Origin of the sequence: Methylobacterium organophilum, assembly GCF_022533465.1 — a bacterium.
GTDB lineage: Bacteria > Pseudomonadota > Alphaproteobacteria > Rhizobiales > Beijerinckiaceae > Methylobacterium > Methylobacterium organophilum.
This window is the reverse complement of sequence record NZ_CP092848.1, coordinates 950,924-968,927: the sequence shown is the minus strand read 5'-3', so window position 1 is coordinate 968,927 and position 18,004 is coordinate 950,924. Positions and strand designations below refer to the sequence as shown.

General features: G+C 72.6%; 14 protein-coding genes. 5 read left to right on the top strand and 9 right to left on the bottom strand.

Features of this window, described 5'->3' with window-relative positions; translation table 11 throughout:
* The first annotated feature begins 50 nt into the window (after positions 1-50).
* Together MMB17_RS04445 and MMB17_RS04440 are read left to right on the top strand one after the other, a co-directional pair.
* Positions 51-1,106 (top strand): cysteine synthase A, encoded by a 1,056-nt coding sequence (locus MMB17_RS04445; protein ID WP_241101211.1) that lies wholly within the window; start codon positions 51-53, stop codon positions 1,104-1,106.
* Positions 1,107-1,206: 100 nt separating this feature from the next.
* Positions 1,207-1,365, top strand: coding sequence for a DUF3309 domain-containing protein (locus MMB17_RS04440; RefSeq protein WP_238314058.1), 159 nt, complete (start codon positions 1,207-1,209; stop codon positions 1,363-1,365).
* Positions 1,366-1,378: 13 nt separating this feature from the next.
* On the opposite strand, the gene MMB17_RS04435 is transcribed toward MMB17_RS04440, so the two are convergent.
* Positions 1,379-2,791 carry a serine protease gene (locus MMB17_RS04435; protein ID WP_420847330.1) on the bottom strand — a complete coding sequence of 471 codons (1,413 nt, stop codon included), beginning with the start codon at positions 2,789-2,791 and terminating at the stop codon, positions 1,379-1,381.
* A 175-nt stretch (positions 2,792-2,966) separates the two neighbouring features.
* Here MMB17_RS04435 and MMB17_RS04430 point away from each other — a divergent pair, with 175 nt between their 5' ends.
* From MMB17_RS04430 to MMB17_RS04420, 3 genes are all read left to right on the top strand, one after another.
* Positions 2,967-8,282: an alpha-2-macroglobulin family protein gene (locus tag MMB17_RS04430; RefSeq protein WP_241101209.1), complete on the top strand. Its 5,316-nt coding sequence runs from the start codon at positions 2,967-2,969 to the stop codon at positions 8,280-8,282.
* Complete coding sequence (gene pbpC / locus MMB17_RS04425; RefSeq protein ID WP_420847329.1) at positions 8,282-10,507, top strand: penicillin-binding protein 1C; 2,226 nt, start codon at positions 8,282-8,284, stop codon at positions 10,505-10,507. Before MMB17_RS04430 ends, pbpC begins: the two co-directional genes overlap by 1 nt.
* 68 nt (positions 10,508-10,575) lie before the next feature.
* Positions 10,576-11,169, top strand: coding sequence for a histidine phosphatase family protein (locus MMB17_RS04420; protein WP_241101207.1), 594 nt, complete (start codon positions 10,576-10,578; stop codon positions 11,167-11,169).
* Positions 11,170-11,211: 42 nt separating this feature from the next.
* Here MMB17_RS04420 and MMB17_RS04415 read toward each other — a convergent pair whose 3' ends face one another.
* The 8 genes from MMB17_RS04415 to MMB17_RS04380 all read right to left on the bottom strand — a co-directional run bounded on the left by MMB17_RS04415 (position 11,212) and on the right by MMB17_RS04380 (position 18,000).
* The gene (locus MMB17_RS04415; protein ID WP_241101206.1) at positions 11,212-11,946 is read right to left on the bottom strand and encodes an outer membrane protein; all 735 of its coding nucleotides are present in this window, start codon (positions 11,944-11,946) and stop codon (positions 11,212-11,214) included.
* Positions 11,947-11,988: 42 nt separating this feature from the next.
* Complete coding sequence (locus MMB17_RS04410; RefSeq protein WP_241101205.1) at positions 11,989-12,129, bottom strand: hypothetical protein; 141 nt, start codon at positions 12,127-12,129, stop codon at positions 11,989-11,991.
* A gap of 204 nt (positions 12,130-12,333) precedes the next feature.
* Positions 12,334-13,059 (bottom strand): hypothetical protein, encoded by a 726-nt coding sequence (locus MMB17_RS04405; RefSeq protein ID WP_241101204.1) that lies wholly within the window; start codon positions 13,057-13,059, stop codon positions 12,334-12,336.
* Positions 13,060-13,136: 77 nt separating this feature from the next.
* On the bottom strand, positions 13,137-14,159 hold the full coding sequence (locus tag MMB17_RS04400) for a nickel/cobalt transporter (RefSeq protein ID WP_241101203.1): 1,023 nt from the start codon (positions 14,157-14,159) through the stop codon (positions 13,137-13,139).
* Positions 14,150-14,809, bottom strand: a complete 660-nt coding sequence (locus MMB17_RS04395) for a DUF1007 family protein (RefSeq protein WP_241101202.1) — start codon at positions 14,807-14,809, stop codon at positions 14,150-14,152. The genes MMB17_RS04400 and MMB17_RS04395 overlap by 10 nt, the downstream gene beginning before the upstream one ends.
* A gap of 144 nt (positions 14,810-14,953) precedes the next feature.
* On the bottom strand, positions 14,954-15,307 hold the full coding sequence (locus MMB17_RS04390; protein ID WP_241101201.1) for a hypothetical protein: 354 nt from the start codon (positions 15,305-15,307) through the stop codon (positions 14,954-14,956).
* Between the two features lie 228 nt (positions 15,308-15,535).
* On the bottom strand, positions 15,536-16,003 hold the full coding sequence (locus tag MMB17_RS04385) for a cytochrome c-type biogenesis protein (protein WP_241101200.1): 468 nt from the start codon (positions 16,001-16,003) through the stop codon (positions 15,536-15,538).
* On the bottom strand, positions 16,000-18,000 hold the full coding sequence (locus MMB17_RS04380; protein WP_241101199.1) for a heme lyase CcmF/NrfE family subunit: 2,001 nt from the start codon (positions 17,998-18,000) through the stop codon (positions 16,000-16,002). Before MMB17_RS04380 ends, MMB17_RS04385 begins: the two co-directional genes overlap by 4 nt.
* Between the last annotated feature and the right edge of the window lie 4 nt (positions 18,001-18,004).

Genomic DNA, 18,004 nt, shown 5'->3' with positions numbered 1-18,004 from the left:
GGCGCTTTTGGCAGGATTTCCTCCCGCGCCTTGCCTTATGCTGCGCAGCCATGACCTCCGCTCTCAAAGCCGACGTGCTCGCCGCCATCGGCGGCACGCCCCTGATCAAGCTGCGCCGGGTTTCCGAGGAGACCGGCTGTACGATTCTCGGCAAGGCCGAATTCCTCAATCCCGGCCTCTCGGTGAAGGACCGCGCGGCCCTCTCGATCGTCCGGGACGCCGAGGCGCGGGGGCTGATCCGGCCCGGCGGCACCATCGTCGAGGGCACGGCGGGCAATACGGGCATCGGGCTTGCCCTGGTCGCCGCCGTGCGCGGCTACCGCACGGTCATCGTCATCCCCGAGACCCAGTCCGCCGAGAAGAAAGAGACGCTGCGCCTCGCCGGCGCCCAGCTCGTCGAGGTGCCCGCCGTCCCCTTCGCCAATCCCAACAACTACGTGCATGCGGCGCGCCGCCTCGCGGAGAAGCTCGCGGCGCGGGAGAGCGCGGGCGCCTTCTTCGCCGACCAGTTCGACAACGTGGCCAACCGCCTCGCCCATGTGGAGGGCACCGGTCCGGAGATCTTCGCGGCGACCGGGGGCCAGGTCGACGGCTTCGTCTGCGCCGCCGGCACCGGGGGCACCCTCGCCGGAACGGCGGAGGCCCTGCGGGCGCGCAATCCGAAGGTGACGATCGCCCTGTCGGATCCCGAGGGCTCGGCGCTGCACGCCTATTACAGCACCGGCACCCTGAAGGCGGAAGGCTCCTCGATCACCGAGGGGATCGGCCAGGGCCGCGTCACGAAGAACCTCGAAGGCTTCCGGCCGGACGTCTCCTTCTGGGTTCCGGACGACGAGGCCCTGGGCCATGTCTTCCAGCTGATGCGCGAGGAGGGCCTCTCCCTTGGTGGCTCCTCCGGCATCAACGTCGCCGGCGCGGTGCGCCTCGCCCGCCATCTCGGGCCGGGCCACACCATCGTGACGATCCTCTGCGACGGCGCGGCGCGCTACGCCTCCAAGCTGTTCAACCCGGCCTTCCTGCAGGGCAAGGGCCTGCCGGTGCCGGACTGGCTGACGGCGCCCGCCGAGCCGCTGCCGGATTGGCGGGCGGATTCCGCATTCGTCTGATCGGAGCGGCGCACACGTCCTCAAGTTGAACGAAACCGCGGATCGCGACGTTTACGGTCACGCTCGGGCGCCCTTGCCCGGCGGCCCGGAGTCCGCGTCGATGACCTTGACCACCATTCTCCTGATCGTGCTGATCCTGATCGTCCTCGGCGGCGGCAACTTTCTCGGAGGGGGTGCCTATCGCGGACCGAGCTTCGGCCTGGGCGGCATCCTCCTCATCATCCTGATCGTCCTGCTCCTCACCGGAAATCGCGTCTGACGCGCAGGACCGCTCAGCCCCGCGGGCCGCAGGCGATGGCGACCACGGCGCCCAGATAGGGCGCCGCGGCCGCGCCCAGTCTCGCCGGAGGAGCGGCGGTCGTGGCAGGCGTCACGCCGTTGGCCGTCAGGAAACCGCCGATCGCCGCGGCCGGCACCAGCCGGTAGCGGGTCGGCGGCACCACCCCCGCCACGAGCCGCGGAGCGCTTGGATAGACCGCGACCAGGCCCGCGAGCCGTCCCGACCGGTCGAAGGCCGGAGCACCGCCGGAGCCCGGCTGCAAGGGTGCGCTGACGCCGTCGCCGGCCGGCTCGGCGGGCGCTGCGGAGGGCGTGCCCGCCGGTTCGGCGCTGAGGACGATGAGGGCTTCGCTTGCGGCAAGCGCGTCCGCCCGCAGGGCCGGCGCTTTCGAAGCGGGTGCACCCCGCCCCTCCAGCTTGAGCAGCACCAGCCCGTTCACGGCATCGCGGGGGCCGATCGTCGCCGCCGAGGACCCGATCCGCGGTGCGGCGCAGCCTTCGAGGGCCATGGCCGAGGTGAGGACGAGGCTCGGCGTGACCGCGAGCCCCGTCGCTGTGGCGCGGGCCCGAAGAGAGGGGACGGCCGGCAGCGGCGTGGGCTTCGGTGTGGCCATCGCCGCGGGTCCCGCCGGGGCGGGCGCGGTGTCCGGGAAGGGCGTGAAGCTGTTGGCCACCGCGATCACGAGCCGATCGACATCGGCCGCGAGCGCCTTGTCGTAGGCGAAGCTGAAGCCGCGGATTCCCGCCTCGCCGAGGGCGTAGCGGAGGTAGAACTTGCCCGTCGCCGTCTCCCCGGTGACGACGAAGAAATCCGGCTTCTTCAACTTGTAAGTGACCTTGCGCTCCGGCGTCGCCGTGCTCAGGCGCTCGAACAGCGGGTCGAGCCCGCCCTCCGCGGGGGCGGATTTGGCGTCGAGGGTGACGCGGCCGTCGGCGCTCTGCCAGCGGCTGCCGCCGGGGATGGCGCTGCGCTTGGGCAGGAGACGCTCGGGCACCCCGAGGGCGATCCCGCTCGCCGCATCGGTCCGCACCGAGAAACGGGCGGCCTTGCGGGCCGCCTCGCCGGCGGCCAGCAGCGCGGCCGTCTCCGTGCCCGAGAGCTGGCCGGTCGGGTTGGCCCCGATCCGCTTCTGATAGGTGAGGAGCCCGTCGAAGCTGCGCCGGCCGAAGGCACCCGTGGTCACGCCGTTATAGTCGCCGGTCCAGACCAGGGCGTCCTGGATCGCCCTGCGCTCGGATTCGGGGCGTGCCTCGAAGGCGGATTTCGCGGCCTCGAAGACGGGATCGGGCTGGGCCGCCGGCCGCGGCGCCTGCGCCCGGGCCCCCATCGGGACGCCCGGGCCGGTGAGAAGCGTGAGCGCGGCAAGACCGGCAACATACCACCGCAAGTCGCGCCCCTGAACCATGTCTCTCGCCCTCGAGCCGGGAATCAGCGGGCTTCCCCGCCGGCCTGGCGATCATAGGGGATTTCGGGACGGCCTCACGCATCGGTGCACCGGCTCAAAGCGGCTGTTGCGGCCATGAGTGCCGGTGCTAGCGTGCCGGCCGCCCCGGACGGGACGAATCATTCGGAGACAAGGCATGGCGTATGGCGGTGGCCTCTTCGGGTGTCTCGCGGCAGCCTTGGCCCTCTCCACGACCCTCGTCTTGCCCGCTTCCGCGCAACAGCCCGCGCGCCCGGTCCCCGCTGCCGGGAGCGCGACGGCCCCGGTCCAGAAATCCTATCAGCGCCAGGAACTGGCGAGCGAGGGCGTCAGGCTTGCGGCGGCGCTGAAGGCCGAGGCTCCGGCCGGCGCGAAGAATGCGGCCCAGTGGCGGCGCGAGGCGGAGAACGCGGCCAAGAGCGATGAGGCGGACGGTCTCGCCGAGCTGAACGCCCTCGCCGCCGCCGTGTCCGCCGATCCCGGCGATCCGCGCTCCTGGCTCGACTATGCCCGGGCTGCCAACGAGGCCGGCCTCGACGAGGAATGGGACGACTACCAGGCCAAGGAGACGCTGAAGCGCCGGGCCACGGTCGCCGCCTACCAGGCCTATCTGCGGGCCCGCACGGCCGCCGACGAGGGGAAGGCGCTGGCCAAGCTCGGCGAGATCGAGGGCAGCCATTCCGACTGGCGCCCGGCCCTCGACGCCTACCGCGCCAGCCTCGCCCTGCGCGAAGACGCGGCGATCCGCGAGACCTTCGACACGATGCGGGCGGAGCACGGTTTCCGCATCCTCGACTACAAGGTCGATTCCGATGCGGCCGCCCCGCGGGTCTGCTTCGTCTTCTCCGAGAGCCTGCCCGCCAAGACGGACATGACGCCCTACATCGCCGTCTCGGGCTCGGCGAACGCCGCCGTGACGAGCGAGGGGGCGCAGGCCTGCGTCGACGGGCTCAAGCACGGCGAGCGCTACGCCTTCGTGCTGCGCCAGGGCCTGCCTTCGGCGCTCGGCGACGATCTTCTGAAATCCGCCGATTACGAGATCTACGTGCGCGACCGCGCACCGCAGGCGCGGTTCACCGGCCGCAACTACGTGCTGCCCCGCACCGGCCAGGCGGGCGTGCCCGTCATCTCGGTGAACGCGCCGAAGCTCGACGTCGAGGTCTTCCGCATCGGTGATCGCGGCCTGCTGCCGGCCCTGCGCTCGGAGGAGTTCCTCGGCCAGATCAGCGGCTGGAGCGCCAAGACCATCGGCGACCAGAAGGGCGTCAGCGTCTGGAAGGGCAGCCTGGAGACCGCCAAGGCCGATCTCAACCGCGAGGCGGTGACCGCCTTCCCGGTGCTCCAGGCGGTCGGCAAGCTCGAGGCCGGCCTCTACGTCATGGTCGCCCAGCCGAGCGGGACCGCTGCGCGACTCGGCGGCGAGGAGGAGGTCAGCGCCGACGCGAAGGCGACCCAGTGGTTCGTGGTGTCCGATCTCGGGCTCACCGCCTTCAAGGGCAGGGACGGCGTCCATGTCTTCGCCCGCTCGTTGGCGAGCGCCAAGGCCGTGCCCGAAGCGGAGATCCGGCTCGTCGCCCGCAACAACGACGTGCTCGCGAGCGCGAAGACCGACAGGCAGGGCCATGCCGCCTTCGCCGCCGGGCTCGCCAAGGGCGAGGGCGGCCTCGCCCCGGGCCTCGTGGTGGCGCAGCTCGGGGAGGATTACGGCTTCCTCGACCTGTCCCTCGGTGCCTTCGACCTGACCGATCGCGGCGTGAAGGGGCGCGCGGCTTCGGCCGCGCTCGAAGCCTATGTCTTCCCCGAGCGGGGCGTCTACCGCTCCGGCGAGACCGTGGCGCTGACCGCGCTGCTGCGCGACAGCACCGGCGCGGCGGTGCCGAGCCTGCCCCTCACCCTGGTGGTGAAGCGGCCCGACGGGGTGGAGTATCGCCGCGTCTCCGTCGCCGATGGCGGGCTCGGCGGCCGCGCGCTGGCGGTGCCTCTCCTGTCCGGCGCCATGCACGGCACCTGGCGGGTCGCGGCCTATACCGATCCGAAGGCGCCGCCGGTCGGCGAGGCGAGCTGGCTCGTGGAGGATTACGTCCCCGAGCGGCTGGAGGTGAGCCTCACCCCGAAGATTCCGGCCCTGAAGCGCGGGGAGGCGGCCGCGATCGACGTCGCCGCCCGCTATCTCTACGGGGCGCCCGGCGCCGGGCTCTCGGTGACCGGCTCGGTGGCGGTGCAGGCCGCCGCTGCGCCCGGCATCAAGGGGCTGGACGGCTTCTCCATCGGCCTCGACGACGAGGCGGTGCAGGCGACGACCGCCGAGATCGGCGAGGCCGGCACCACGGATGCCAAGGGCAACGCCACCGTGAGCGTGCCGGTGCAGGAAGTGACGGCACCGCGCGCCATGGAGGCGCGGATCACGCTCGCGGTGGGCGAGCCCGGCGGCCGGGCCCTCAGCCGCAGCCTGACCCTGCCGATCTTGCCCGAAGGCCCGGTCCTCGCCCTCCGCAAGAATTTTTCCGGTGAGCTCCGGGAGGGCGGCACCGCCACCTTCGATCTCGTCCTGGCCGCGCCCGACGGGAGGCGCCTCGCCCAGCCCGGCGTGAGCTGGACCCTGTCGAAGATCGAGCGGAACTACCAATGGTACCGCCAGGACGGGCGCTGGTCCTTCGAGCCGGTGCAGAACACGCGCCGCGTGGCCGACGGCACGGTCGATCTCTCGGCCGAGGGCCCGGCGAAGCTCTCGGCCCCGGTGGGGTTCGGCAGCTACCGGCTGGAGGCGAGCCTTCCTGACCAGCCGAATGCGGCCGTGAGCGTGTCCTTCACGGTCGGCTGGGGCGGTTCGGAGAGCGCGGACGTGCCCGATCTCCTCGACCTCACCCTCGACAAGGCCGCCTACGCGACCGGCGAGCGCCTGCGCGCCCGGCTCCAGCCGAAATTCGCCGGCAGCGCCACCCTCGCGGTGGTGAGCGACCGGGTGCAGGACATCCTCGACGTCGCGGTGCCCGAGGGCGGCACCACCGTCGAGATCCCGGTGAAGGCGGAATGGGGCCCGGGCGCCTATCTCGTCGCCACGGCCTACCGGCCCCTCGACCAGGCGGCCAAGCGCATGCCGGGCCGCGCCCTCGGCCTCGCCTGGTTCTCGGTCGACCGGGACAAGCGCGGGCTCGCCGTGTCGATCGCGGCCCCGGCCAAGACGAAGCCGCGGGAGACCCTGACCGTGCCGGTGACGGTCGCCGGGCTCCAGGCCGGCGAGGAGGCGCGGGTGACGCTGGCCGCGGTGGATGTCGGCATCCTCAACCTCACCCGCTACGAGGCGCCGAACCCGTTCCAGTTCTTCTTCGGCCAGAAGGCCCTGGGGCCGGAGATCCGCGATCTCTACGGCTACCTGATCGACGGCATGCAGGGCGTCCTCGGTGCGATCCGCTCCGGCGGCGACGCCGGGGGCGCCGAGCTGGCCGACGTGCCGCCGACCCAGGCGCCGCTCGCCCTCTATTCCGGGATCGTCACGGTGGGGCCGGACGGCACGGCGCAGATCCCCCTGGCGCTGCCGGCCTTCAACGGCACCGCCCGGCTGATGGCGACCGCCTGGACCAAGGGACGGGTGGGGCAGGCCCAGGCGGATGTGATCGTGCGCGATCCCGTCGTGGTCACGGGCACGCTGCCGCGCTTCCTCAATGTCGGCGACCGTTCGCGCTTCTTCGTGGCGCTCGACAATGTCGAGGGCGCGGCGGGCGACTACACCCTCGACCTCGACCTCTCCGGCCCCGTGCTGGTGGCGGGCGACGCGCTCCACCGGACCGTTCGGCTGGAGGCCGGAGCCAAGGGCCAGCTCGTGATCCCGATCACTGCCGCCGGCCCGGGCACGGCCCGGATCGACCTGACCCTGAGCGGTCCGGGCCTCTCCGAGGGCATCGGCCAGAGCTTCGCGCTCGCGGTCAATCCGGGCACCGGGCCGCTCCTGCGCCGCACGGTGCGCACGCTCGAGCCCGGCGCCAGCGCCGAGATCGGCCGGGAGCTTCTGGCCGAGATGCTGCCCGGCACCGGCTCCGTCTCGGTCTCCGTGAGCCAGATCACCGGGATCGACGTGCCGGCTCTGCTCCAGGCCCTCGACCGCTATCCCTATGGCTGCTCCGAGCAGACGGTGAGCCGGGCCATGCCGCTGCTCTACGTCAACAGCCTCGCTTCCGCCGAGCGGTTGGGCCTCGACGGCAAGCTCGACGAGCGGGTGCGCGAGGCGATCGACCGGGTGCTCTCCCGCCAGAATTCCGGCGGCGATTTCGGACTCTGGTCCGCGGGCGAGGCGAGCGACGTCTGGCTCAACGCTTATGTCACCGACTTCCTCACCCGCGCCCGCGAGCGGGGATTTCCCGTGCCGCAGACCGCCTTCAGCAACGCCCTCGACCGCCTGCGCAACGAGGTCGCCAATGCGAGCGAGGTGCGCGACGGCGGCATGGACATCGCCTATGCGGCCTATGTGCTCGCCCGCAACGGCCGCCCGGTGATGGGCGATCTGCGCTACCTCGCCGATACCAAGCTGTCCGATTTCGCCACCCCGCTCGGGCGCGGGCAGATCGCGGCGGCCCTCGCGCTGCTGGGGGATCGCGGCCGGGCGGCCAGGGCCTACGAGTCCGCGCTCCAGGCCCTGCGAAGCGAGGCCGATGCGAAGACCTACCGGGCCGATTACGGGACGCGGCTACGCGACGGCGCCGGGCTGATCGCGCTGGGGGCCGAGACCGGCCTGCTGCGCGACGCGTTGAAGCCCCTCGCCGCGGTGGTCACGCAGGAGCGGGAGACGAGCCGCACCACCAGCACGCAGGAGAATGCCTGGATGGTGCTCGCCGCCGAGGCCCTGGCGAAGGAAGGGGAGGCCCTGTCCGTGGCCGTCGACGGCACCCCCGGCAAGGGGCCGCTCGCCCGCAGCTTCAAGCCCGCTGCGCTGGAGGCGCGGACGGTGCGCGTGACCAACGAGGGCAAGGATCCGGTCCAGCTCGTGGTCGGCGTCTCCGGAAATCCGATCGCGCCGGAGCCGGCGGAGTCCCGCGGCTACACGGTGGAGCGCAGCCTCTACCGGCTCGACGGCACGCCGGTCGACGCCGCCAAGCCCCTGCGCCAGAACGACCGGCTCGTGGTGGTGCTGAAGGTGACGGAGGCCAAGGCCAGTGCCGGCCGCCTGCTCCTCGTCGACCGCCTGCCCGCCGGGCTCGAGATCGACAACCCGAAGCTCCTCGACACCGACGCGCTGGCGGGCCTGAGCTTCGCCAAGAGCGACGTGCCGCCGGCGCATACCGAGTTCCGCGACGACCGCTTCGTGGCGGCCTACAACCGGGACACCGAGCAATCGGCCTTCTTCTCGGTGGCCTATACGGTGCGGGCGGTCTCGCCGGGCGTCTACGTGCAGCCGGCCGCCACCATCGAGGACATGTACCGCCCCGACCGCTTCGGCCGCACCGGCTTTGGTACGGTCGAGGTGGTGGCGAAGGAGTGATGGGGAAGCGGCCGCCAAGGCCCTCTCCCCTCCGCGGGAGAGGGGGACCCTCGCGTCAGCGAGGGGCGGGAGAGGGGAGCGCCGTCTCCGGAAGGACCTGCGCCGGCCCCTCTCCCGCCTGCTCCGCAGGCACCCTCCCCCGCAGAGTGGGGAGGGGCGTGGCGGCCGTCTTCGTCGCGCTCCTCGTCGCGCTGCCCGGCCTCGCTCTCTGGCGCTACGCCGCGAGCCTCCCGGCCCTCGACCTCACGGAGGCATCCCGGCGCTCCACCGTCGTGCTCGACCGGAACGGGGCGCTGCTGCGCCCCTTCGCCACCGCCGACGGGCGCTGGCGGCTGCCGGTGACGGCGGCGGAGGTCGATCCGCGCTACCTCGCCATGCTCAAGGCCTACGAGGATCGGCGCTTCGACGACCATCCCGGCATCGATCCCGCGGCGATGCTGCGGGCCGCCGGACAATGGCTGAGCCAGCGCCGCATCGTCTCGGGGGGCTCGACCCTGTCGATGCAGGTCGCCCGTCTCGTCGAGCCGCGGCCCGAGCGCTCGCTGACGCAGAAGCTGCGGCAGGCGGTCCGCGCCCTCGCCCTGGAGCGGGCGCAGGGCAAGGTGGCGGTGCTCGATCTCTATCTGGCGCTGGCGCCCTTCGGCGGCCCGGTGGAGGGCGTGCGGGCGGCGAGCCTCGCCTATTTCGGGCGCGAGCCGGCCCGGCTCTCGGCGGCGGAGGCCGCCCTGCTCGTCGCCCTGCCGCAATCCCCGGAGACGCGCCGGCCGGATCGCTTCTCCGCCCGGGCCAAGCAGGCCCGCGACCGGGTGCTCGACATCGCCGCCGCCCGCGGCGTCCTGCCCGCGGCCGAGGCGCAGGCGGCCAAGGCCGAGCCGGTGCCGACGGTGCGAAAGACCTTCCCGATGCTGGCGGCCCATGCCGCCGAGCAGGCGGTGGCCGCCGATCCCACGGCGCGGGTGATCGCCCTCAGCCTCGACCGCCGCCTGCAGGCGAGCCTCGAAGCCCTGGCCGCGGAGCGCGCCGCCGCGGCGGGGCCGGGCCTCTCGGCGGCGATCGTCGCCATCGACAACCGCAGCGGCGCGGTGCTCGCCCATGTTGGCAGCGCCGGCTATCTCGATTCCGCCCGGGCCGGCGCGGTCGATGCGGCCCTGGCCCTGCGCTCCCCCGGCTCGGCCCTGAAGCCCTTCATCTACGCCCTCGCTTTCGAGAACGGCATCGCCCATCCCGAGACGCTGCTCGACGACCGCCCGGCCCGCTTCGCCGCGAGCTACGCGCCGGAGAACTTCGATCTCACCTTCCAGGGCACGGTGACGGCGCGGCGCGCCCTGCAGCTCTCGCTCAACGTGCCGGCGGTGGACCTGCTCGATACGGTCGGCGCCGCCCGCTTCGTCACCCGCCTGCGCGGGGCGGGCGCCGACATCGTGCTGCCGCGGGATACGGCGCCCGGCCTGCCGGTGGCGCTCGGCGGCCTCGGCATCCGGCTGGCCGACCTCGCCCGGCTCTATGCGGGGTTCGCCCGTGGGGGGGCGGTGCCGCCCTGGCGCGAGCGCATCGTCTCCGCCGCGCCGGAGCCGGAGCGCAGCGTCGCCGATCCCGTCTCCGCCTGGTACGTGGCGGACATCCTGCGCGGGGCGCCCCCGCCGGAGAACGCCCTGACCGGGCGCCTCGCCTTCAAGACCGGCACCTCCTACGGCTATCGCGACGCCTGGGCGGTCGGGTTCGACCGGCGCGTCACCATCGCGGTCTGGGTCGGGCGCCCGGACGGCGCGGCCGTTCCCGGGCTGGTCGGGCGGCTCGTGGCCGCGCCGGTGCTGTTCGATGCCTTCGCCCGTTACGGCGGCGAGCCGGAGTCCCTGCCGATGCCGCGGGACGCCCTGGTCGCCACCACGGCGAGCCTGCCGCCGCCCCTGCGCCACATCCGCAAGGACGCGCCGAAGACGCTGGCCGCCACCCTCGGCGTGCCCCTGAAGATCGCCTACCCGCCGGACGGCGCCCGGGTCGAGCTCGGCCTGTCGGAGAACGGCGCCGTGCGCAGCGAGGCCGCGACTCTGGCGCTCAAGGCGCTCGGCGGCGAGCCGCCGCTCACCTGGATGGTCGACGGCGCTCCGGTGGCCGAAGGCCTGAGGCGGCAGACGGACTGGCACCCCGAGGGCGCCGGTTTCGCCCGCATCTCGGTGATGGACGCGAAGGGTGCCAGCGACAGCGTGGTGGTGCGGCTCGAATAGGCCGGCCGATGGCTGGTCTGCGCGGGCGCCGCTGGCAGGCCGGCCCCACCCGAAATAGATCAGGCGCCATGAACACGACCCGCATCGTCTGCATCCGCCACGGCGAATCGACCTTCAATGCGGTGCATCAGGCCACGGGGCGCGACCCCGGCCATATCGACGCTCCCCTGTCCGAGCGCGGCCACCGCCAGGTCGCCGCGGCCCGGGGATCCCTGCGGGACATTCCCTTCGAGCTGGTGGTGACGTCCCCGCTGACCCGCGCGCTGCAGACCACCGCGGGCCTCTTCGCCGATCATCCGGCCAAGCCGCAGGTTCTCGTCGAGGTGCTCCACCGCGAATGCCAAGAGAGCAGCTGCGACGTCGGCCGCGCCGCCTCCCTGCTCGCGCGGGAATTCCCGGATTTCCGCGTGGACCACCTGCCCGAGACCTGGTGGTACGCCGAGGGCGAGGTCGGGCCGGAGGGCTGGCATGTCGAGCCCCGCACCCTGTTCGAGGCCCGGGTGGAGGGGTTTCGCGACTTCCTGCGGGCGCGGCCGGAGAGGACCATCGCCGTGGTCGGCCACTGCACCTTCTTCTACCACCTGACCGGACGGTGGCTGGAGAACTGCGAGGCCCTGGAGATCGACCTCGACAGCCCCTCCCGGGCCTCCGCGCGCGCCTGATCCGGCCCTCGCTCCGCTCGCAGAGCGAGGGCCGGCGAAGCGTCAGAACCGGTAGTTCACGCCGGCCCGGACCACCGCGAAGCCGGGATCGGTCTTGGCGAGGCCGTAATAGGCGGGAACCGAGGAATCGTAGACGGTCGTGCTGGTGTTGCTCTGCTTCAGGTTGACGTAGAGGGCCTCGATCTTGGCCGAGAGCTTTTCGGTGAAGGCGTATTCGAAGCCGCCGCCGAAGGCGTAGCCGGTGCGGAAGTCGCTCGGCAGCGTGCCGGTGTAGGACGCGGCATAGGACGACTTCGAGCCTCCGCCATAGGCGAAGCCGCCGGTGCCGTAGATCAGCACGCGATCGAAGGCGTAGCCGACCCGGCCGCGGACGGTTCCGAAATAGTCGAGGGTGGAGCCGATAGTGTAATAGGGCGTGGTGCCGAGATAGGCGGCATCCGCCTTGGCGAAGGCCGTGCCCTGGATGTCGGTCTCGACGCCGACCACGAAGCCGGCGCCCGGCGTGAACTGGTAATTGTAGCCGATCTGGCCGCCGCCGAGGAAACCGCCGCGATCGGTCTTGCTCTGGGTCACGGTGCCGTAGGTCGCGTCCGTGAAGCTGCTCGGGGCGCCGCGGAAGCCGTAACCCGCATTCACGCCGGCATAGAAGCCGGTCCAGGTGAAGGCCGGCGGGACCGGCGGCAGGGGCGGGGCCGCGCGCCGCGGCAAGTCGGCGGCCTGGGCGGAGGCCAGCCCGGTGCCGAGGCAGAGCAGGGCGGCGGAGATCGGTTTCAGCATCGCAGGTCCTCGTGAGGTCGAAGGGTTCGGGGTCGGTGCGGCTCAGCGGCCGAGGAGCAGCAGGCCGAGCACGGCGAGGGCGAGGGCCAATCCGAGGGGCACCTCTCGCCCGACAGCCGCGTTCTGCGGTGCTCGGGCTTCGAAGCGGCTCGCGGTGGGCCGGCGAAAGGCCTTGGGAAGCATGGGCAATTCGGATCGTGCGCCGGGCCGCCATCCGGTTCGGGGAACCGGCGGCAGCCCCGAACTAATGCGTGGGAAATTTTCACACGTCAACGCGGCGTGCCTCATTCGCGTGTGCTGGCGCACGCGCGGCGGGCGTCGGGAGTTCCGGTTCAGCCCTTCACAGGGGCGACGATGGCGGACCCTGGAGCTTGGAAATGTGCCCGGTCAGGTGCGGGCGCGGGCCGTCTCCATCCGGCGGCCGGCCTCGATCACGTCGATCGTCGGCGCCTGCCGTCCGATCGCGAGCGCTTCGTCGAGGATCGACACGGCGGTCGGCCAGATGCCCTCCGCGAAGGGCGCCGCCCCTTCCGCGACCTCCGCCGCGCAGCGGGCGTCGTCGAAGGCCTTCACGGCCGCGGTGCCGGTGCGGGCGACGGCGGCGGCCCGGGCGCCCTGGACCCAGGCCCGGCGGTAGCCTGCCATCTGGGACAGGGCGCCGCCCTGGCTCTGGGCGATCCGGGCCGCCGACAGGGCCGCCCGCGGGTCGGGGGCGGTCTCGCAGCGGGCCGCGAGGGCGGGCAGGCCGGCCCGGTCGAGGAGCGGGGGCAGGATGCGGCGCACGCTCTCGGTGGCGAGGAAGGTGGTTCGCCGGGTCTCGACCTCCGGCCCGTCCGCCGAGCCGGAGAGCCGCAGCACGAAGGCCATCAGGCGTCCGCGCTCGGCATCGGGCATCGCGTCGTTGAGGCCGAGCGCATAGGCCGCCAGCGGTCGCGAGAAGCAGGGCGGGCAATCCTCGCTGCCGCGGATCGCCCGGTAGGGCAGGCCCGCGGCCACGATCGCCGCCTCATTGATGCAGGTGCCGCCCTCCGGCCCCGGAAATTCGTGCGAGCCGGCGAGCAGGCGCCAGTTCAGGATGCGGTCGAAGGCGTCGGGCAGGCTCGATGCGCTCAAGGGCCTCTCCTCGCGTGTCCGCAGGGAGAGTGGCACGCGGGCGACGCGCTGGCGAGGGGGGAGCCGACCCTGCGGCGTCAGCCGCCCGCCGCTGCCGCGAGCCCGGTGAGCAGGGCCGCCCCGAGCACCAGCACGAAGGCGGCGGCCACGAGTTCGAGGCCGCCGATGGCCAGCGTGCCGGCTTGGCCCCGTCCGCCTGCGAGGCGCAGGGCGAGGGCCTTGGCGAAGACCGCGAGGCTCGCCAGCGCCCCCGTGGTCAGGGCCGTGCCGGCGGCCATGGCGAAGGTCGCGCCGATCCCGGCCGCGAGCATGCCCTGGGAGGCGCAGAAGACCAGGATCAGCACGGCGCCGGCGCAGGGGCGCGTGCCGGCGGCGAGCACGACGCCGATGCGCTCGCGCCAGGTCTCCAGCCGGGAGACGGTCTCGGCATCGCTCAGATGCCGGTGCCCGCAGCCCGGCCCGCAGGCGGCGGCCGGCTCGGCCGCGAGCAGGGCCGCGAGCCGACCGGCCTTGCGCCAGGTGACGGCGAGGCCGAGCAGGGCGACGAGGGCGAAGCTCACCGTCTCGATCAGCGTGCCGGCCCGCGTCATGCCGGCCGCGGTGGCGTTGAGCAGGAGGGTGCCGATCCCGACGATCGCGATCGCCACCAGGGCCTGGAGCAGGGCGGCGGCGGCGCTCAGGGCGAAGCCGCGCCGCAGGGTCTTCTCGCCGGCGACGATGTAGCCGGCGATCACCGCCTTGCCGTGGCCGGGGCCGGCGGCGTGGAAGACCCCGTAGGCGAAGCCGAGCAGGGCCAGAGCCTCCCAGCCGCCGCCGTTCTTCAGGGCGGAGACGGCCCCGCGCAGGCTCTGGGCGAAGCTCGCCTGGATCGCGAGCAGCCGCCCGCCCAGGCCCGTGGCCGCGGGGGCGGCCTCGCGGAAGCCGATGCCGAAGGGGGAGCGGGGGGGCGGCGCGGTCAGGCCCGGCGCCACCAGCCAGACGAGGCCGGCCAGCACGCCGGCGGCCAGGGCGACGGCGCCGAGCGCCAGGGCGATCCGCAGGAGCAGGGAACGCCCCCCGCCCTTCGCGACGGGAAGCGTCGGCGCGGCGCTTACGGACACGCGACGATGGCCCGGTTGGCGAATTGCACGCCGTAATCGGAGGCGGCGGTCAGCGCCTCGAAGAAGGCCTCCGAGAGCGGCTTGCCGGCATCGGCGGTCTTGGCCTCGGTGGTCTTCGGCCGGGTGATCGAAGTGGTGCAGCCCGTGGGCGCGCCGGCGAGCCGCACGGCGTCGGCGCCCTCCGCGAGCCCGAAGGAGACGAAGTAGGTCGGGTCGTAGACCTCCAGCGCGGCGACGCCGCGGCCCTGCGCGGCCGGCGTCTTGAGCGGCAGCAGGAAGGTCAGGGTGAGCTTGCCCCCCTCCAGCGCCATGCGCGGGTCCTTCGGCTCGGCGAAGGCCTGCTCCTTGCCGCCGACCTTGAGCTTGGTGAAGTAGCCGAACTCGGCGAGGCCCGCGGTGTTCTCGGTGGCGAGCCCCTGCAACTCCTCGGGGGAGACCTTGCCGTCCTTGTTGGCGTCGAGCCCCTGCGTGATGAAGGCCGAGTATTCCGCGTCGAAGGTCCAGTGGTGGCGCACGCCGGTGACGCGGCCGGATTCGTAGGCGACCTCCTCGGTCGCCGTCACCCAGACATGGGGATGGGCGAGCGCCGGGACGGGCGTGAGCAGCAGCACCGGAGCGAGAAGCCGACGGAGCGGCGAGAAAGACGGCATGGCGGTCCCGCGACGCTGGCGTGCGATGGCGTTGGCGTGGCCCGACCATGCCGGCGCGGTTTGGCGAAAGCGAGGCGCCGACGCGAAGAGCCCGCCCGCACCGGGCGGCGCGGACGGGCTCCTGTCGGACGAAGAGCGGACGGCTTATTCGGCCGAGGCGACCTCGACCACGTCGCCGCTGCGGGTGAAGGCGATGGTCGTCTCGCTGCCATCGGCGCCGAGGGTGCCGGGCACGGAGAGGTTCACCGTCTGGTCGCCCTTCAGGGTGGTGACGAGGCGGATGACCTGCGGGTGGTCGGCGTTGGTGTTGAGCGCGGCGAGGGTCGTCACCACGCGGTAGCCGTCCTTCTCGACCGTGTAATAGGCCATGCCGCGGAAGCTGCCGAGCTCGATCCGCTTCGGGGTGGCGGGCTTCCAGTCGGCGGCGGAGGCCGGCGCGGCCGTGGAAAAGGCCGCCGTCATCGCCGCCGCGGCGAGCGCGTAGGAAAGGGTGCGCATGTCGTGAGGTCCTGTGCGGTTACTGTCCGCCGGGAGCGCCCGTACGGAAAGCCGGTTGCACCGGGAGACCCCGATATGCCCCAGGCGTTGTGCGCTGCGAAGGGCTCTGAATGCGCCGCACAAATGCAATCAATGCATGGCGCTGTGCAAAACCGCACGAAATCAGTCGTTCAGCGCATGGATGGGTCTTGAAACGCGCCCTTTCAAAAAATCGCGTTTGACGCGCGATCAGCCGTTTTTGCGCCGCAGCAAGGTCTCGACCTCGGCCTGTTCGGCGGGCGACAACGTCGCGTTGCGTCCCGCCGGTGCGCGCCGCCGCGACAGGTTCCAGATCCCCAGCCCGCCGAGGAGCACCGCGAGCAGCGGCGTCAGCCAGAGCAGCAGGGTGTGCCAAGCGAAGACCGGGCGCAGCAGCACGAACTCGCCGTAGCGGCCGACCACGTAATCGACGACCTGTTTGTCGTCGTCGCCTTCCCTGAGGCGCTCCCGCACGAGCAGGCGCAGGTCCTTGGCGAGCGGCGCGTCGGAATCGTCGATCGACTGGTTCTGGCAGACGAGGCAGCGCAGTCCCTCGGAGATGTGGCGGGCCCGGGCCTCGAGCGCCGGGTCCTTCATCACCTCGTCCGGCTGCACGGCCTGCGCGGCGGCGAGGCCGAGCGCCAGCAGCAGCCCGGCGGCGAGAAGCGGCCGTCTCATTCCGCCGGCACCGCGTGGGGCGGCAGCTTGGCCTTGGCCCGCGCCGGGGCGCCGACCCGCATGCGCCGGTCGGTCAGCGAGAGGGCGCCGCCGAGCGCCATCACCACGGCGCCGAGCCAGATCAGCAGCACGAGCGGCTTGTAGTAGAGCCGCAGACCGATCCCGCCCCCGGGTACGACCTCCCCCAGGCTCGCATAGATCTGGCTGAAGCCGACGGTCTTCAGGCCCGATTCCGTCACGGTCATGCGGCGGGAGGGATAGAAGCGCTTGCCGGTCTCCACGGTGCCGACCTTGTCCCCCTCCCGCGTGCGCAGGGTGAGGAAGGCGGTCGTCTCCTCGTAATTCTCGCCCGAGCGCGGGCCGACCCGGTCGAGGGTGGCGACATAGGGCCCGGTCGCCAGCGTCTCGCCGGGAGTGAGCGTGGCGAGCCCTTCCTTGGCCCAGCCCTGGGCGGCGATGCCGATCACCACCACGCCGACGCCGGCATGGGCAAGCGCCGTGCCCCAGGCCGAGCGCGGCAGGCCGATCGCCCGCCGCCAGACCGTGGCCACGCCCCGGCTGCGCGAGGCCCCGTAGCCGCGGGCGCGGTTGGCGATCTCGAGGGCCGAGCCGATCACGAGATAGGCGCCGATCCCGATCCCGACCGGGGCCATCACCGGGCCGCCCCAGGTCAGCGCCAGGGTGGCGAGCCCGGCCACCAGGGCGAGGCCGAAGGCCAGCATCAGGCGCTGGGAGGCCGCGGCCACGTCGCCGCGTTTCCAGGCGAGCGTCTGCCCGAAGGGCACGATCACCAGGAGCGGGATCGCCAGGGGCACGAAGGTCCAGTTGAAGAAGGGGGGGCCGACCGAGATCTTTTCCCCCGTCAGCATCTCGAGGAGCAACGGGTAGAGGGTGCCCACCAGCACCGTGGCGCAGGCGGCGACCAGGAACAGGTTGTTGAGCACCAGCGACCCCTCGCGGGAGATCGGCGCGAACAGGCCGCCCTGGCGCAGCATCGGCGCGCGCCAGGCAAACAGCGTCAGCGAGCCGCCGATGAACAGCACCAGGATCGCCAGGATGAAGGTGCCCCGCGTCGGGTCGGTGGCGAAGGTGTGCACCGAGGTGAGCAACCCGGAGCGCACGATGAAGGTGCCGAGCAGCGACAGGGAGAAGGTGAGGATCGCCAGGAGGACGGTCCAGACCTTCAGGGCGTCGCGCTTCTCCATGACCACGGTGGAGTGGACCAGGGCGGTGCCCGCGATCCAGGGCATCAGCGAGGCGTTTTCGACCGGATCCCAGAACCACCAGCCGCCCCAGCCGAGCTCGTAATAGGCCCAGTAGGAGCCCATGGCGATGCCGAGCGTCAGGAAGCTCCAGGCGGCGAGCGTCCAGGGGCGCACGGCCCGGGCCCAGACGGCGTCGATCCGGCCGTCGACCAGCGCGGCGATGGCGAAGGCGAAGCTGATCGAGAAGCCGACATAGCCGAGATAGAGCAGCGGCGGATGGATCGCGAGGCCGGCATCCTGCAGGAGCGGGTTGAGGTCGTTGCCCTCCATCGGCGCCGGCGCCACCCGGGTGAAGGGGTTCGAGGTGGTGATGATGAACAGCACGAACACGAAGGTGATCGTGGCCTGCACCCCGAGGGTGTTGGCCCGCAGGGTCGGCGGCACCGCGTTGCGCGCCACCGCCACCATCGCCCCGAACAGGGCGAGGATGAGGACCCAGAGCAGCATCGAGCCCTCGTGGTTCCCCCAGACGCCGCTGAGCTTGTAGATGAAGGGCTTGAGGGTGTGCGAGTTCTCGACCACGTTCTGGACCGAGAAGTCGGACGTGGCGTGGGCATAGGTCAGCGCCGCGTAGGCGAACAGGATCGCGGCGAACACGCCCAGGGCCGCGGGCACCGTCGCCTCGCGCAGGGCCGCGTCGCCGGAGCGGGCCGCCCAGACCGGCAGCACCGCCTGGACCAGCGAGAGCGCCAGCGCCAGCGCCAGCGCGAAATGGCCGACCTCTACCAGCATCGGC